This is a genomic window from Pseudoalteromonas sp. ATL1 (genome assembly GCF_058933015.1).
The window spans coordinates 901,158-915,991 of sequence record NZ_JBZYXL010000002.1 but is presented as its reverse complement, the minus strand read 5'-3'; the positions used below and the strand labels follow the sequence as shown (position 1 = coordinate 915,991).

Below are 14,834 nucleotides of genomic sequence, written 5' to 3'. Positions count from 1 at the left end.
TGTAGTTATGAATACCAAATACCGCAAGCTCCTGCCCGATTCGCAATTGAGCTTTTATGACACGCGTGAAGCGGTCGATGCCATTAAACCAGGTGCCTACGACACCTTGCCTTACACGTCACGTGTACTGGCTGAAAACTTAGTGCGTCGTTGTGAGCCACAAGTGCTTGACGATTGCCTAACACAACTTATTGAACGCCGTCGCGATTTAGACTTTCCTTGGTTTCCTGCGCGTGTTGTTTGCCATGATATTTTAGGACAAACAGCGTTGGTTGACCTGGCTGGCTTGCGTGATGCGATAGCTGCAAAAGGTGGCGATCCATCCAAGGTAAACCCTGTGGTGCCAACGCAGCTGATTGTTGACCATTCATTGGCAGTGGAACATGCGGGTTTTGAAAAAGATGCCTTTGAGAAAAACCGTGCCATTGAAGACAGACGAAACGAAGACCGTTTTCACTTTATCAATTGGACCAAAACGGCCTTTAAAAATGTGGATGTGATCCAGCCGGGTAACGGTATCATGCACCAAATTAACTTGGAGAAAATGTCTCCAGTAATTCATACTCGTGATGGTGTGGCATTTCCAGATACCCTAGTGGGTACCGACAGTCATACCCCACACGTTGACGCGCTAGGCGTGATAGCTGTGGGTGTAGGTGGTCTTGAAGCGGAAAGTGTGATGTTAGGTCGTGCATCGTACATGCGTTTACCCGATATTGTGGGCGTAGAGCTTACTGGTAAAGCACAGTCGGGCATTACCGCGACCGATATTGTATTAGCCATCACCGAATTCCTACGCGCTGAAAAAGTGGTTGGCGCATATTTAGAATTTTACGGTGAAGGTGCATCAAGCCTAACATTGGGTGACCGCGCAACTATTTCAAACATGACCCCTGAATACGGCGCAACGGCTGCGATGTTTTATATCGATCAACAAACCATCGATTACTTAAAACTCACAGGCCGAGACGATGAACAAGTACGCTTGGTTGAAAACTACGCCAAACATACCGGTCTTTGGGCTGACAGCCTTGAAAGTGCACAATATGAGCGCGTACTCACATTTGATTTATCATCGGTAGGGCGCAATATTGCTGGCCCTTCAAACCCACATAAACGTGTAGCTACTGCAGATTTAGCCAAAGCGGGTATTGCAGGTAAGGTAGAACAAGAAGAAGGTAAAATGCCTGATGGCGCGGTGATCATTGCAGCTATCACCAGTTGTACCAACACCAGTAACCCGCGTAATGTGATTGCTGCAGGTTTATTGGCGCGTAATGCTAATGCCAAAGGCTTGATCCGTAAACCTTGGGTGAAAACCTCGCTAGCACCGGGCTCAAAAGCGGTAAAAATGTATCTGGAAGAAGCTAAGTTATTACCTGAGCTTGAGCAGCTTGGTTTTGGTGTGGTGGCATTTGCCTGTACAACTTGTAATGGTATGAGTGGCGCACTTGACCCACAAATTCAGCAAGAAATTATCGACCGCGACCTGTATGCAACGGCTGTGCTTTCAGGCAACCGTAACTTTGACGGCCGTATTCATCCTTATGCAAAACAAGCATTCTTAGCTTCTCCACCGCTGGTGGTTGCTTACGCGATTGCGGGTACTATCCGTTTTGATATCGAAAAAGACGTGTTAGGGCATGATCAACAAGGCAACCCAGTAACGTTAAAAGATCTATGGCCAACGGATGAAGAAATTGATGCGGTGATTGCACAAAGTGTGAAACCAGAACAATTCCGCCAAGTGTATGAGCCTATGTTTGATTTGAGTGTAGATTACGGCGAAGACAATAACCCGCTGTATGACTGGCGTGAAATGAGTACTTATATTCGTCGTCCACCATACTGGGAAGGCGCATTGGCGGCCGAGCGTACCATGAAAGGCATGCGTCCACTTGCGGTACTCGGTGATAACATCACCACGGATCACCTATCTCCTTCAAATGCCATTTTGGCCAGCAGTGCCGCGGGTGAGTATTTGGCAAAAATGGGCTTACCAGAAGAAGACTTTAACTCGTATGCAACGCACCGAGGCGACCATTTAACGGCGCAACGTGCTACGTTCGCAAATCCGAAGTTATTCAACGAAATGGTGCGTGATGACAACGGCGAAGTGAAACAAGGCTCATTGGCGCGTCTTGAGCCGGAAGGCCAAGAAATTCGCATGTGGGAAGCCATTGAAACTTACATGCAGCGTAAGCAACCATTGATCATTGTGGCGGGCGCAGATTATGGCCAAGGCTCATCTCGTGACTGGGCTGCCAAAGGCGTACGCCTAGCGGGGGTTGAAGTGATCGCCGCAGAAGGTTTTGAGCGCATTCACCGTACTAACTTGATTGGTATGGGTGTGTTACCGCTTGAATTTAAAGCGGGCACAACGCGCAAAACGCTGGGCATTGATGGCACCGAAACCTTTGATGTAGAAGGTGAACCAAGCCCGGGTGCAACGCTTACTTTAGTGGTTAACCGCAAAAATGGTGAGCGCATTGAAGTGCCCATGACATGTCGTTTGGATACCGCTGAAGAAGTGTCAATCTACTCAGCCGGTGGTGTTTTGCAGCGCTTTGCAAAAGACTTTTTAGAAGCAAACGCATAACTCAAAATAAATGACTAGGCCCTCTATACAGGGCCTTTTTTAGGCTTTTTGAAGGAACTTTTCATGTCTTTTAAACCGCAAATAAAGGTACCAGCTACTTACATGCGTGGTGGTACTAGCAAAGGGGTGTTTTTTAACCTCACCGATTTACCAGTGCAAGCACAAACCGCAGGTGCTGAGCGTGATGCGTTGTTACTGCGCGTGATTGGAAGCCCCGATCCCTATGGAAAACATACCGACGGCATGGGCGGCGCGACATCCAGCACCAGCAAAACGGTGATTTTGTCAAAAAGCACACAACCAGATCACGATGTGGATTATTTATTTGGCCAAGTAGCTATCGACAAACCATTTATTGATTGGAGCGGCAACTGTGGCAACTTAACTGCGGCAGTTGGGTCATTTGCTATTAGCAATGGTTTGGTGGACAAAAGCCGTATTCCAGAAAACGGCATTGCTGTGGTGCGTATTTGGCAAGCAAACATTAAAAAAACCATTATCGCCCATGTGCCAATCACTGATGGAGAAGTGCAAGAAACCGGAGATTTTGAGCTTGATGGTGTGACATTCCCTGCAGCCGAAGTGGTGGTGGAATTTATGGACCCAGCCGACGGTGAAGGCGCGATGTTTCCGTCAGGTAGCTTAGTTGACATGCTAGACGTGCCTGGTATTGGTAAGTTTGCAGTAACTATGATCAACGCGGGTATCCCAACTTTGTTCTTTAATGCTGATGAATTGGGTTATACCGGCACTGAGCTGCAAGAAGCCATCAATAATGATGAACAAGCGCTAGCCCGCTTCGAGACCATTCGCGCCCATGGTGCGCTGAAAATGGGTTTGATCAGCTCACTAGAAGAAGCGGCAAGTCGCCAGCATACACCGAAAATAGCCTTTGTCAGTGGCCCGCAGAGCTATGTGGCTTCAAGCGGTAAACAAATTAATTGCGACGATATTGATGTGTGTGTTCGTGCACTATCAATGGGCAAGTTGCACCATGCGATGATGGGCACGGCAGCTGTTGCCATCGCCACTGCTGCGGCTATTCCCGGTACGCTGGTGAATTTAGCGGCCGGTGGTGGCGAGCGCGAAAGTGTTACCTTTGGGCACCCATCTGGCACGCTTCGTGTTGGCGCTGCTGCAAAATTGGTTAATGGTCAGTGGCTAGCAGAAAAAGCCATTATGAGCCGCAGCGCTCGAGTCTTGATGGAAGGCTCGGTGCGCGTTCCGCAAGACTAAGCATTCACTCTTTTCTACTTGTAATGTTACCAAGGCCCGCGTGAGGGCCTTTTTTATCCATATTTTTAAGGAAGTATATGGACGCAATAATTTCATTGGCCATGACCACGGCGTTATTACTGGGCTCTCCGGGGCCTGCTCCTTTAGCGTTGGCAGGCGTGGGAGCAAGTTTTGGTGTTCGCCAAGGCGCAGGTTTTTTAGGGGGGATCCTTGCTGGTTTGTTGGTTGTGATAGCTTTAGTTGCCGCTGGGCTGGGCACTTTGTTTAATACTTACCCTCTCGCGCAGCAAGTGTGCCAAGTGCTCGGAGCGGCCTATCTATGTTACATAGCCTATAAAATTGCCACAGCCAAAGGCGGCATTGGCAGTGTGCAAGGCAGTGCACCACGCTTTAAAGATGGCTTTATATTAAACCTCATAAACCCCAAAGCTTATGCAGCGTTTTTAGCGATATTTGCCAACAACATGCTGACGCAGTTTAGCCCGGCAGTTAATGCATTGGTTACTTTGCTCATTTGCTTTAGTGTTGCCGTGTTGGTGGATAGCGTATGGTTGTGTATTGGTGCCAAAGCGCGCGTTTTATCTAATACACCAAGAAAAACACAAATGCTCCGCTTAGGGTTTGCAATTGCGCTGCTGTTGAGTGTGTGTATGGTTTTGCTGAAGTAGATTCTTTTTCAATTCATCTGAGTAATATGGTTACAGCAATGCAGATCAAATTGGTTATTTACGTTTTTTATAAAAATGTTAATTTTTAGAGTGTTCAGGTAAATTTTGACCTGTTCCTTTTTAAGAAAAAGGGTAGTATTTACGTATTCTGAAAATAGTCTTGAGGGGGCTAAGCCATTAAGCGGTGTAAAGCGCCCTTATTAACATTAATAACAGCTTAGTGGCCAATTTGGTCATCGCAAACTTCAATTCGAATGCACTAAAGAAGCCTGTGTAGGTTCGTCTTATTGTAAAACATGTCGGTAGTTAATTAACTCTTTTAACACACCAAACATCACTTAAATGATTTGGGTACAACCTATTAGGCTTCCGCCTGAATCAAATCAATCTGTAATCATTTCTTAACTAACACAGATCCCTGCTTGGGATTGAAAAAAGGAAATATACTATGCAAAAAAAAACGCCAGGCGTTTACGTAGAGGAAAAGTCAATTTTTCCTCCATCGGTTGCTGAGGTAGCGACAGCTATCCCCGCTTTTGTTGGCGCAACCGACAAAAAACTTGAACAAGATGGAGAAACCTCTCTTCTTAATAAGCCTATACGCATCACTTCGATGCTTCAATACGAAGCCGTATTTGGCGGACCAGAGCTTGAAGTATTTACCATAACGACCGCCGGTGAAATTGATAAAAGTGCAGACTATCGTGCAGTACCGAAGAATATTATGTACCACTGCGTTAAACACTTTTTTGCCAATGGCGGTGGTGCATGTTACGTCACTAGTGTTGGTGGCAGCACTGAAGCGGGTTATGGCATTGAACCTACAAAAGATGATTACGAAGCAGGTCTAGCAGCCGTCAAGCAAGTTGATGAAGTCACCTTATTGGTACTGTCAGATGCAATACGTCTGATCAGTGATGGTACGGAAGAATCCCCTTTTCAAAACTCTGAGTATTATCAACTGTGTCAAATTGCGCTCAAGCAATGCGCCGAAACCAAAGATCGTTTTGCTTTAATTGATGTACTAGACGACCAAAAAGCGCTCTCTCCAGCTGACAACCTCGTTGAAAAGTACATGAATGGAATGCGTCAAGCTCTGGGCAAGGACAACCTAAAATATGGTGCTGCTTATTACCCTTATTTGAAAACTTCCATGGCGCGCAGTTATGACCCCTCTGAAACAAAAATGGGGGAAAAGAGTCTTGCTGAATACAAAAAGGATGGTGATGAACAAGCGTCCATCATGGAAAAAGCGCTGGCGAAAAATTATCTGGTATTGCCTCCATCAGCTGCGATGGCGGGCATTTACGCACAAGTTGACCAGTCGCGCGGTGTTTGGAAGGCGCCAGCCAATGTATCGGTTAGTCAGGTTTTTGAGCCGACACGCGTGATTGATGATGTCGCTCAAGAGTCGATGAACGTCGATACGGTTGGTGGTAAGTCGGTTAATGCGATCCGTGCATTTACCGGTCAAGGCACATTGGTATGGGGAGCTAGAACGCTTGCTGGTAACGATAACGAGTGGCGCTATATTCCGGTCAGACGCTTGTTCAACATGGTGGAAGAGTCTGTCCAGCAAGCCAGTCAATTTGCCGTTTTTGAACCAAATAACAGTTTTACTTGGCTCAAACTTAAAACCATGATCTCGAGCTATTTAGAAAGCCTTTGGAAACAAGGTGCATTATTTGGAAGTAGCGCGGATCAGGCATTTTTTGTCAATGTTGGTTTAGGTCAAACCATGACAGAAAGCGATATCAACAATGGCTATCTCAATATTGAAATTGGTCTTGCAGCTGTTCGTCCAGCAGAATTTATTGTGTTGACCTTCTCGCACAAATCTATCTCTAGCTAATTCAACTACTTTGGAGTAAACAAATGACACAACCGTACTACCCACTTAATGCATATAGATTCAAAGTATCTTTGAATGGCGAAGATATGTCTTTTTCTGAAGTATCAGGATTAGATATCGAATATGAACCGATCACTTACAAAGACGGTGAAGGAAATCGAGTGCATATGCCAGGGCAGCAAACAGACATCAATATTATGTTGAAACGCGGTATCGGCGATAAACACAGTGAGCTGTTCAAGTGGCTGAGTAGCGTCAATGGCAACATGGTCGAAAAGCGCCAAATCGTTATTAGCCTAGTAGGCGCACGCCCAGATAAAGTTGACCCTGAAAGCCCGGCACCACTGGAACCGTTATTAACATGGACAGTTTCTGGGGCATTCCCAACTAAGCTAACTGGGCCAACTTTGGATGCGTCGAGCAGTCAAGTCGCTTTTGAGTCAGTCGATCTGCGAGCTGATAGCATTACTGTAGAGTACCAAGCTTAATAAGGCTTTGTTATTCATTTTAATTTTTAGGCGTAGCGTTTGCTTCGCCTTTGATTATCTAAAAGGCCTTATTTATGTTTGATATACCCAGCCTTCCTTTACAGCCGCTAGTGAATTATCGCTTTGCCGTGGTGATTTTTGCCGGAGGAATGCCGCTTTTAACGGATGTTCGATTTCAGGAAGTATCAGGTTTACAAATTAGCCGCGATATTACTGAAAAAAACACCAAACCTATCATTGGCGCCAGTGATGCGTTTCACGCTTTAACTTTGAAAAGGGGCATAATGAATGTGCTCAAAGACGGCACTCTATTACCAGGTATAAGTGGCTCTGTGTTAACCAATCTTCAACACCTCGAAGCGCAATTTTGGAAGACCAAAGCATTGCGCTGTCGGATCTTACTGACGCTTATGGCACCAGAGGGTTATCCGGTGCGCGCATGGTTGATCAAAAAGGCTTATTTGGAGTCATTGCAGTGGGATCCCATGAACGCGGATGACAGTAAAGTTTTAATTGAATCAATGACCTATAAATATGCTCAGGTGAGTGAAATTTCGGTATAGCACATGGCAATTGAAATAGATAACTTAACAATGACAGCGCAACTGGGCACGAAAAAGTTGCCAGACACTGACAGGGCTCAAGTAAGCTCTGCATTACAAGAAAAGGATTTGATCATAATACAGGCGTTGGTTGAGCAGACTGTTGAGCGAGCGCTTAACGAGAGAGAACGGGAGTGGTAGATGAATATAGTAGCATCAAGGGTACCTGTGGAAATTCGGGCGTTCAAGGACATTAACCGTACAGGCAAAGCAAAACTTATTCAGCTTGAAAGTGAACCAAGTTCTTTGCAAATTAGCGCGTCTAACAGTTACAGCATGCCAAGCTCGCTTAATTCTATTAGTGGCGATACAACTTATCAGCGCAGTAATACAACGCGTGCATCAATGCGCTTTATTGTCGAAACATTTGAATCTAATAGCCTCGCAGATTTTAAAGTTAACACGCCTGATGTTAGTGAACAGATAAAACGCTTGCTCAGACTGTTATACACCATGGAAGACAGCTCTCATGAACCAAATTATTTAATCCTAAAATGGGGAGATATGCCGTTAGGAGATTCTGTGAGCGGCGGTTTTTATTGTCGATTGGAATCTATTGATTATCAAATTTTGTCAGCGGATAAACAAGCTAGACCGATACATGCAGAGGTAAATTGTACGTTTGTAGAGTGTTTATCAAAGAAACAACGAGACACGAAAGTCAAAAAGAATTCTCCTGATCTCAGTCATATCAGACAGGTACATGGCAAAGAGATACTGCCATTCAAAACCTTTGAAATTTACCAAGACCCTCGCTATTACCTTGAAGTTGCACGCGTAAATCAATTGGATAACTTTAGAAAATTGGAAAGCGGAGAAAATCTCATCTTTCCTCCATTGGGATATTGAATATGAACTTGCCAGCAAAAATTCAGCTCATTGTGGCTGGACGAGAAGTGAATCGCTACGACATTCGCGCTTTGCAGGTGGACTATCGTGCGCAACATATTCCAAATGCAAGTGTGCGTATATGCTTAGGTAACCATGCCACGGCTGACTATCCAGCACTTGAAGATGGTCTGTTTAAAAGCGGCAGTGAAGTAAAAATAAAACTGGGTCGACAGGGTAATTCTAATGCGCAAGATTTGGTATTCAGTGGCTTAATTTGTGGCAAGAAGCTGATCATACAGCATGGTTTAACTGAGCTGCAATTGACGTTGCAAAGTCATTTAATCAAATTGGTGGATCCAGCGCGAGACTTTGCTTTCGCTCAGAGTAAAACGGACGATGCCATCATTCGCTCAGTGCTTTCAGAACATTCAATTCGTAATGTGAAAGTGAGCAAAAGTGAGGTGCGTCACGAACAATTTTGCCGATTTAACATGACGCCTTGGCAGCTTGTTATGGAACGAGTACACGCCAATGGTTTTTTGTTGTTACCTGAACCCGATACAGTCAATATTTTAGATATAAAATCCTTCGCGTCTAAATCGCATGCTCTTGAAATTGGTAAAAATGAAATTGCCAGTATCGAGTTAGAAAACGATGTCTCTATGCAGTTAGGTAGCATCAGTCGAGTCGGATACGATGAAACCAAGCAAGCGCAATTGAGCCCATCAACGAGCAGTGTTGTGGCAATTTCAGGGGGACGCTTAAGCCCAAAAGCGGCGGCTCAGGCACTCAATAAAGCCCCCCTAAAGAGCTATAGTCCACGTCCACAAGAACGAGCAAGCGCACTGGCGTGGAGTAAAGCGCAAGCCACTTACCGCGCTTTGGATTTGTATCGCGGCAAGGTCGTGCTAGAAGGAAAAAGTGATTTTAAACTGGGTGACAAGTTATCTATCAGTAAGTTGGGTAATGAGTTTAGCGGTCAGTACATTATTTGTGGCATACGCCAGCGAGTTGATGCGAATGGCTGGAAGACGCAATTAGACTTGGGCTTGCAATTATCCCCTCTGCAGGCAAAAGGCACTGACGCGTCCATCAAAGAACAAGGGTTGCTATTTGGTAAAGTGCTTAGTTATGCCGATGATCCAAAGAAGCTATATCGCTACAAGGTAAGCGTTGATGCACTGAATAAGCAAAGCTTATGGTGTCGTTTAGCATCTCCTTATGCAGGAAAGGAAGAAGGCTTTTTTACACCACCCAAACCCGGTCATGAAGTGTTACTTGGCTTTGTTGCGGATGAACCCGAACATCCTGTCATTTTGGGTTCTTTGCATAACCCAAAAAATAAACCTCCGCTGCCATTTGATGGCAAGTTCAACCGCCGAGGCTTGGTCATTGTAAAAGACAAGCAATCAATACTTTTTGATGAGCAAGAAAAAACCACAACATTACAGGGTGGCAAAAAGAACCGCATCAAGATGGATGATGATAAAACATTGCTACTTGAGCGAGACAAAATAACCATTTCACTCGAAAAAGGCTTGATATTACAAAGTGATGCGCAGCTTGCGCTGTCAGCTAAAAGGGATGTAGTGGTCAAAGCCAGTGGTAAAACCAAAATAAAAGCGGCTAAAACTGAAATTAGTTGATCCACAATAACCTAAGCAAGGAATTAACCATGAAGGAAACACATTTTATAGGTCGAGGTTGGGGTTTTCCACCTAGATTTAGTCCCAATGGTGTGGGCGTTACTATGGTCTCTGGCGAGGAAGATATACGCCAGGCACTACATATTTTGTTATTTACCCAGTTGGCGCAAAGACCCATGGCCCCGAGCTTTGGTAGTGGTATAGCCGATTACTTGTTTGAGTCACCTGATGCGAATACGTTGGCATGGCTTAAGGAGCATATTGCTCAGCAAATAGTAACGCTCGAACCTCGGATTGATTTAAACAATGTCAGTATCGAGTTGTCTTTTGAGCAAGGTCAAAAACTAGAAATTGAGCTGGATTATGTGGTGCGTGATACAAATACTCGCAGCAATCTCGTTTTTCCTTACTATTTAACAGAATACCAAGGTGCAGAACTATAAATGGATAAATTGCTTCTAGACGCCGATTTAGTTCAATTTGATCCCATTTTTAGTGGTGCGGTGCTCATGGGGCCGCCACCTGTGCCAATCAAAGCAAGTGGCAAAGTGAGTGTGTCAGGTAAGTTGATATGCTTGCAAGGTGATGAGAAAAAAGTGCAGCTGCAAATTGGTTACATTAAACCCCCTTATGTGATCCCTGGCATGGGTATGTTGAAAATAACGAAGCTTGCAGGCAATCAAGTCAGCAAAAAAACCGTCAACGGCAAAAAAGCGCTACTGAAAGGCAGTGTCTTTGACGCTGAGTTCACGGTGTTATCTCCAGCTCAGCAGCCCACTGCTGCGGGGCCGGTTCCTGACGCAAAACCCAAGTACAAAGGTAAAGGCAAATTCATTTCTTTAAATCTTAAATGTGCGTCTAAGTAAATGGTACAAAATTATGGACACAAAAAACAGCGCAACCAGTGGCACGGTGCACTTCGATAGAGGCTTGTCTGCTTTGGAGCAGGCTTATTATTCAATAGAACAAAGATCATCCGAAGACTGGTTACTTTATCTCAAAGAGTTTTCAGCAAAGCTCAAATTTTTCGACATTCAAGGCAACGAATATGGTAATTGGGCGCAGTTATTACCAGATCAAGCACAGCTTAAATCGCTTGCAGACTGGATCTATCGTGACGCTACTGTGCCAGAAGAAATTAAAGCGTTGGCATCAAGACCCGACTTGAGTTTATTGCTGACTTTTATTCAATTACTGAAATACCCAGTAGAGCAATTTCAAGCACTCACAGCGCGTCACTTATTACACTACTATCAAAACGTTTTAGAGCTTGAAGCTAATAAAGGGCAGCCGGATAAAGCAAATTTAATTGTTGCACTCAATGAAGAAACTGAGGTGTTAACACTAAATAGAGGTACACGCTTTTCGGCAGGGGTTGATGACAATGATGAGCTAATTGAATATGTACTTGCGGACCCCGTCCAGCTTAATAGAGCTCAAGTCAGTGATGTACATACGTTGGTAAAGCATACCAAAAGTGACAAAACGACTTTTTATGCGGCCCAAGTGCAATCAACAGCTCAACAGCTGGACTTTCCAGAAGAGGGCGTACCTTGCTTTGGTGGACGAGCGCCGATAGCTGCCGATCTAGGTTTAATGATCAGCTCTAATTTGCTCTGGCTTAGTAGCGGTACACGGCAAGTGCGTATTACCTTTGCGGGGGTAGCTTCTGCATCGTCTGCTTTACTTAACGCGCTTGATATTGCAGTCTCAACTGAGCAGGGTAAAAAGCTGCTACCAAAAATTTCAGATAACGTTTCTAATCTCTCTGATTTAAATCAAGGGGTGCGTATCGAAGTGCAGCAAGGCGTTGAGGGGCTTAGTTTACTCTTAACATTTTTACCGGAGTATCCTGCGATAGGACTGTCTCCTGACGATATTGAAAATGGCAAACAAAAGCCATACATATGTTTGTCGTCAAAGTATCAAAATGACAATTTTAGCTTTGACAAATTGGCTCTGTCGGTGTCGGCTCAGGGCGTAGCTCCGACAAGTCTTGGAAATGACCAAGGTGAATTGGAAGCGGATAATCCAGATTTAATATTCGGACCTGATCCTGTTCGAGGCGCAAGTTTTTACTTCACACATCCAGAACTAAATATCAAGCCGCTGGAAAGTTTAAAACTGAATTTTGATTGGGCGGGTAAACCTCAAAATATGCATGCTTACTATCATGCTTATAGGATGTTTTTACAGGCTAACCCGATATACCAAATTGCGGGTGTAGATTTAAATAATTACCCAAAACATATCGTTAGTTTAGACAGCGACCAAGCACATTTGGGGTCTGAGTTGTCGTTGTTTGATGAGCTTGAAGTAAATATTTCAGCTCAGACACGTGCCGCGATCAGTGCTTTAAAAGACACATCGCAAGGTTATTTGGACTTACCTTTGACGGAGGTTGATCCTAAAGCGTATCCAACTTGGTTTAAATTAACCTTGACTGAAGATGATTTCGCCACGCGTCTTTATGGCCCGGCACTGCAGTATTTTGCGTCACAAACTCTGTCATCACAAGTTGGCGCTAATACCGTTGCAGAGCCTAGCATTATGGTACCCGAGCCATACACACCACAGGTTTTGGGTATGCGTTTAAACTACCAAAGTGAGCAGGTGAGCTTTGATGCGGCAGCAAATCACGTTGAGCTTGGCCATATTCACCCGTTAGGCGTTGAGCCAATTTCCGCGCCAACTAATGGGGAGGCAATTAGCCTACAACCACAACTAAATAATAATGGTGAATTGATCATAGGTTTGCTCAATCCTAGGTTGCCAGGTGAAGTTAGTTTGCTGTTTCAGCTTGAACCTCTTAGCCACTCTGTAAGTGGTCTAAGTCCTACCATCACTTGGTATTATCGCTATCAAAATACTTGGCATGAAATAAAACGTAACCACGTTGAGCGTCAGGGCCATAAGGCGCTTGTGTTATCAGATAGTACCAACGGGCTACTTAACTCCGGCATTGTGAGATTAAAACTACCAGAGCAGGTGAGTCTTGATGATGCGCTATTACAAAGTGGCAGAGCTTGGCTCAAAGCCGCGATATCTTATAAAGGTAACAGCCTACCTAGACTCACGCATTTAAAGCACCTTGCAGCTCAAGCGATCGAGGTGACATATGTGTCTAAAACAGAGTCAGACCCAAGACTAGGAGAAGTGTTAGCCGCTGGAACCATTAATGAGTTAGTGGAGTTAGATGCTCGCGTGGATAGCGTTGTGCAGCCTGCGGAAAGTTTTGCAGGTCGCTCTGCGCAGAGCGAAACGGACTACGTTATGCACTGTTCAGAGCAATTGCGACATAAAGGTAGAGCACTTACGCAATGGGACTACGAACATTTAGTACTCGAAGCATTTAACGAATTGTATTTTGTAAAATGTTTTCGAGGAACGCCTGGACAAACGCAAAACAGTGCCAATGGGGCGGTAACGCTGGTGGCTATCCCTAAAACTCGTGACTTAGATCATTTTCAACCTTTGTTGGCTGATCACCAGAAAAAACAAATAGCGCATTTCTTGGCAAGCAAAATGCCACGTTATGCCACGCTTAATGTTGTTGATCCAGACTATCGAGAAATACGTTTTGTGGTCACCGCGGTGATAGCTGAGGGTTATGACAAGGGTCAGGCACTAGAGCGTATCAATGCGACGTTAATTGAGCATATGTCTCCTTGGATTGAAAAAGCAGGTAAGGCACCTAAGCCTATCAATAACAATATTAGCTTATCGTCGGTTGTAAAAATCATTGCTCAGTTAGATGAGATCAAATCAATACATAACATCGCTACCGAAATTGAGAATGATAAAGGTGAGTTTGTACCAACCCAAGATATTACAACACGAACACGCAATGAACATGAGATCTTGGTGCCCGCTACACAGCATATATTGCGAGTGTATGGTGAACAAGAACCCGTTATTACAGGTATTGGCGTGATGGCCATAGAGTTTGATTTTGTGGTTGCCGAAAACGACAAAGTTGAACCGCCTACAACCAATTAACTTTTAAAAGGATATCGTTATGACAGATACACAAGACAAAGATTACCAAGACATTCCCAATGTTGACACTATGAAAGGCTTTTTCAAGGCTGGTGCAATCCCAAACCAGGGACAGTTCGAGAACCTTGTTTTATTGGCTGACTATTGCCGACATGTGCTTAACGCTTTACCACAAACCAGTGGCCTGAAAATCCAAGAAGGCAGTCTTGCACTTAAATTGCAAGAAAATTCAGGCCTTACCTTAAATGAAAATGGCTTAGCATCCACGGTGTCAGCACTGTCTGCAGCGAATAACAGTGGATTGGAAATAGACAATAGTGAGATCAGTATTAAAACACCAAACAGCTCTGGTCTTAAGTTAGACACAAATGGGTTATCCGTATCATTATCTGATATTGCTTTAGGTATCGTGTCGGAAGACAGCGGTGTTGAGGTCGATAATGAAAATAAGATTGCGTTAAAACTTGCCGACAACACTGCACTAAAGGTTGATAAGGATGGTTTGGCATTGGATAGCACCACCCTGATCAAAGGCGCAAAAGGGCTAAAGGTATTAACCGACGCACTTGAGCTTAAAATTAAGTCTGATACTGGGCTCATTCTATCTGCGGATGGGCTTGCGCTTAAACTCGCTACTAACCAAGGGCTTTCGCTAACGAACAAGGGTTTAGCGGTTAGCTTGGCAGACGACAGTGGGTTAAATTTCAACGGTGGTGCACTGAATATTGATTGGGCAAATGTGGTGCCTGCATCCGAAGATGCAAAGCCCAGTGATGACGCCAATGCGCTACTTAAAAAACTCTGGGATTTGGAAAATAGACTAAAAGAAGCGGAAGATAAGCTAGAGCAGATGAGCTAGAGCAGATGAGCGTTACTCCAACGCCTTAATAGTTTCACATTGTATTTTCTAAAT

General features: G+C 44.5%; 13 protein-coding genes. All 13 read left to right on the top strand.

Translation table 11 applies throughout. The annotated features are described in order from the left end of the window. Nucleotides 1–7 precede the first annotated feature (7 nt). The 13 genes from acnD (at nucleotide 8) to AC5FX4_RS21940 (ending at nucleotide 14,780) form a co-directional block, all read left to right on the top strand. On the top strand, nucleotides 8–2,599 hold the full coding sequence (acnD, locus tag AC5FX4_RS22000) for a Fe/S-dependent 2-methylisocitrate dehydratase AcnD (RefSeq protein ID WP_493608559.1): 2,592 nt from the start codon (nucleotides 8–10) through the stop codon (nucleotides 2,597–2,599). A gap of 63 nt (nucleotides 2,600–2,662) precedes the next feature. Next, nucleotides 2,663–3,835 carry a 2-methylaconitate cis-trans isomerase PrpF gene (gene prpF / locus AC5FX4_RS21995; RefSeq protein ID WP_493608558.1) on the top strand — a complete coding sequence of 391 codons (1,173 nt, stop codon included), beginning with the start codon at nucleotides 2,663–2,665 and terminating at the stop codon, nucleotides 3,833–3,835. A gap of 77 nt (nucleotides 3,836–3,912) precedes the next feature. Beyond that, nucleotides 3,913–4,503, top strand: coding sequence for a LysE family translocator (locus AC5FX4_RS21990; RefSeq protein ID WP_493608557.1), 591 nt, complete (start codon nucleotides 3,913–3,915; stop codon nucleotides 4,501–4,503). Between the two features lie 448 nt (nucleotides 4,504–4,951). After that, nucleotides 4,952–6,355, top strand: coding sequence for a phage tail sheath family protein (locus AC5FX4_RS21985; RefSeq protein WP_493608556.1), 1,404 nt, complete (start codon nucleotides 4,952–4,954; stop codon nucleotides 6,353–6,355). Between the two features lie 23 nt (nucleotides 6,356–6,378). Continuing rightward, nucleotides 6,379–6,843 (top strand): phage tail protein, encoded by a 465-nt coding sequence (locus tag AC5FX4_RS21980; protein ID WP_493608555.1) that lies wholly within the window; start codon nucleotides 6,379–6,381, stop codon nucleotides 6,841–6,843. Between the two features lie 74 nt (nucleotides 6,844–6,917). Further along, a complete protein-coding gene (locus AC5FX4_RS21975) occupies nucleotides 6,918–7,406 on the top strand; it encodes a phage tail protein (protein ID WP_493608554.1) in 489 nt (162 codons plus the stop codon). A gap of 3 nt (nucleotides 7,407–7,409) precedes the next feature. Beyond that, nucleotides 7,410–7,586 (top strand): hypothetical protein, encoded by a 177-nt coding sequence (locus AC5FX4_RS21970; protein ID WP_493608553.1) that lies wholly within the window; start codon nucleotides 7,410–7,412, stop codon nucleotides 7,584–7,586. Then, entirely contained in the window at nucleotides 7,587–8,294 is a 708-nt protein-coding gene (locus AC5FX4_RS21965; protein ID WP_493608552.1) for a CIS tube protein, read from the top strand. It begins immediately after the preceding gene. Between the two features lie 2 nt (nucleotides 8,295–8,296). After that, nucleotides 8,297–9,922 (top strand): phage baseplate assembly protein V, encoded by a 1,626-nt coding sequence (locus tag AC5FX4_RS21960; protein ID WP_493608551.1) that lies wholly within the window; start codon nucleotides 8,297–8,299, stop codon nucleotides 9,920–9,922. Between the two features lie 29 nt (nucleotides 9,923–9,951). Beyond that, a complete protein-coding gene (locus AC5FX4_RS21955) occupies nucleotides 9,952–10,365 on the top strand; it encodes a GPW/gp25 family protein (RefSeq protein WP_493608550.1) in 414 nt (137 codons plus the stop codon). Next, nucleotides 10,366–10,788 (top strand): contractile injection system spike tip protein, encoded by a 423-nt coding sequence (locus AC5FX4_RS21950; RefSeq protein ID WP_493608549.1) that lies wholly within the window; start codon nucleotides 10,366–10,368, stop codon nucleotides 10,786–10,788. A gap of 13 nt (nucleotides 10,789–10,801) precedes the next feature. Further along, nucleotides 10,802–13,921: a baseplate J/gp47 family protein gene (locus AC5FX4_RS21945; RefSeq protein ID WP_493608548.1), complete on the top strand. Its 3,120-nt coding sequence runs from the start codon at nucleotides 10,802–10,804 to the stop codon at nucleotides 13,919–13,921. A gap of 19 nt (nucleotides 13,922–13,940) precedes the next feature. Then, nucleotides 13,941–14,780 (top strand): hypothetical protein, encoded by an 840-nt coding sequence (locus tag AC5FX4_RS21940; RefSeq protein ID WP_493608547.1) that lies wholly within the window; start codon nucleotides 13,941–13,943, stop codon nucleotides 14,778–14,780. Nucleotides 14,781–14,834 lie beyond the last annotated feature (54 nt).

Bases quoted from the DNA above. Each gene is read 5' to 3' on its own strand.
- acnD (WP_493608559.1), top strand. From the start codon at position 8: ATGAATACCAAATACCGCAAGCTCCTGCCCGATTCGCAATTGAGCTTT.
- prpF (WP_493608558.1), top strand. From the start codon at position 2,663: ATGTCTTTTAAACCGCAAATAAAGGTACCAGCTACTTACATGCGTGGT.
- AC5FX4_RS21990 (WP_493608557.1), top strand. From the start codon at position 3,913: ATGGACGCAATAATTTCATTGGCCATGACCACGGCGTTATTACTGGGC.
- AC5FX4_RS21985 (WP_493608556.1), top strand. From the start codon at position 4,952: ATGCAAAAAAAAACGCCAGGCGTTTACGTAGAGGAAAAGTCAATTTTT.
- AC5FX4_RS21980 (WP_493608555.1), top strand. From the start codon at position 6,379: ATGACACAACCGTACTACCCACTTAATGCATATAGATTCAAAGTATCT.
- AC5FX4_RS21975 (WP_493608554.1), top strand. From the start codon at position 6,918: ATGTTTGATATACCCAGCCTTCCTTTACAGCCGCTAGTGAATTATCGC.
- AC5FX4_RS21970 (WP_493608553.1), top strand. From the start codon at position 7,410: ATGGCAATTGAAATAGATAACTTAACAATGACAGCGCAACTGGGCACG.
- AC5FX4_RS21965 (WP_493608552.1), top strand. From the start codon at position 7,587: ATGAATATAGTAGCATCAAGGGTACCTGTGGAAATTCGGGCGTTCAAG.
- AC5FX4_RS21960 (WP_493608551.1), top strand. From the start codon at position 8,297: ATGAACTTGCCAGCAAAAATTCAGCTCATTGTGGCTGGACGAGAAGTG.
- AC5FX4_RS21955 (WP_493608550.1), top strand. From the start codon at position 9,952: ATGAAGGAAACACATTTTATAGGTCGAGGTTGGGGTTTTCCACCTAGA.
- AC5FX4_RS21950 (WP_493608549.1), top strand. From the start codon at position 10,366: ATGGATAAATTGCTTCTAGACGCCGATTTAGTTCAATTTGATCCCATT.
- AC5FX4_RS21945 (WP_493608548.1), top strand. From the start codon at position 10,802: ATGGACACAAAAAACAGCGCAACCAGTGGCACGGTGCACTTCGATAGA.
- AC5FX4_RS21940 (WP_493608547.1), top strand. From the start codon at position 13,941: ATGACAGATACACAAGACAAAGATTACCAAGACATTCCCAATGTTGAC.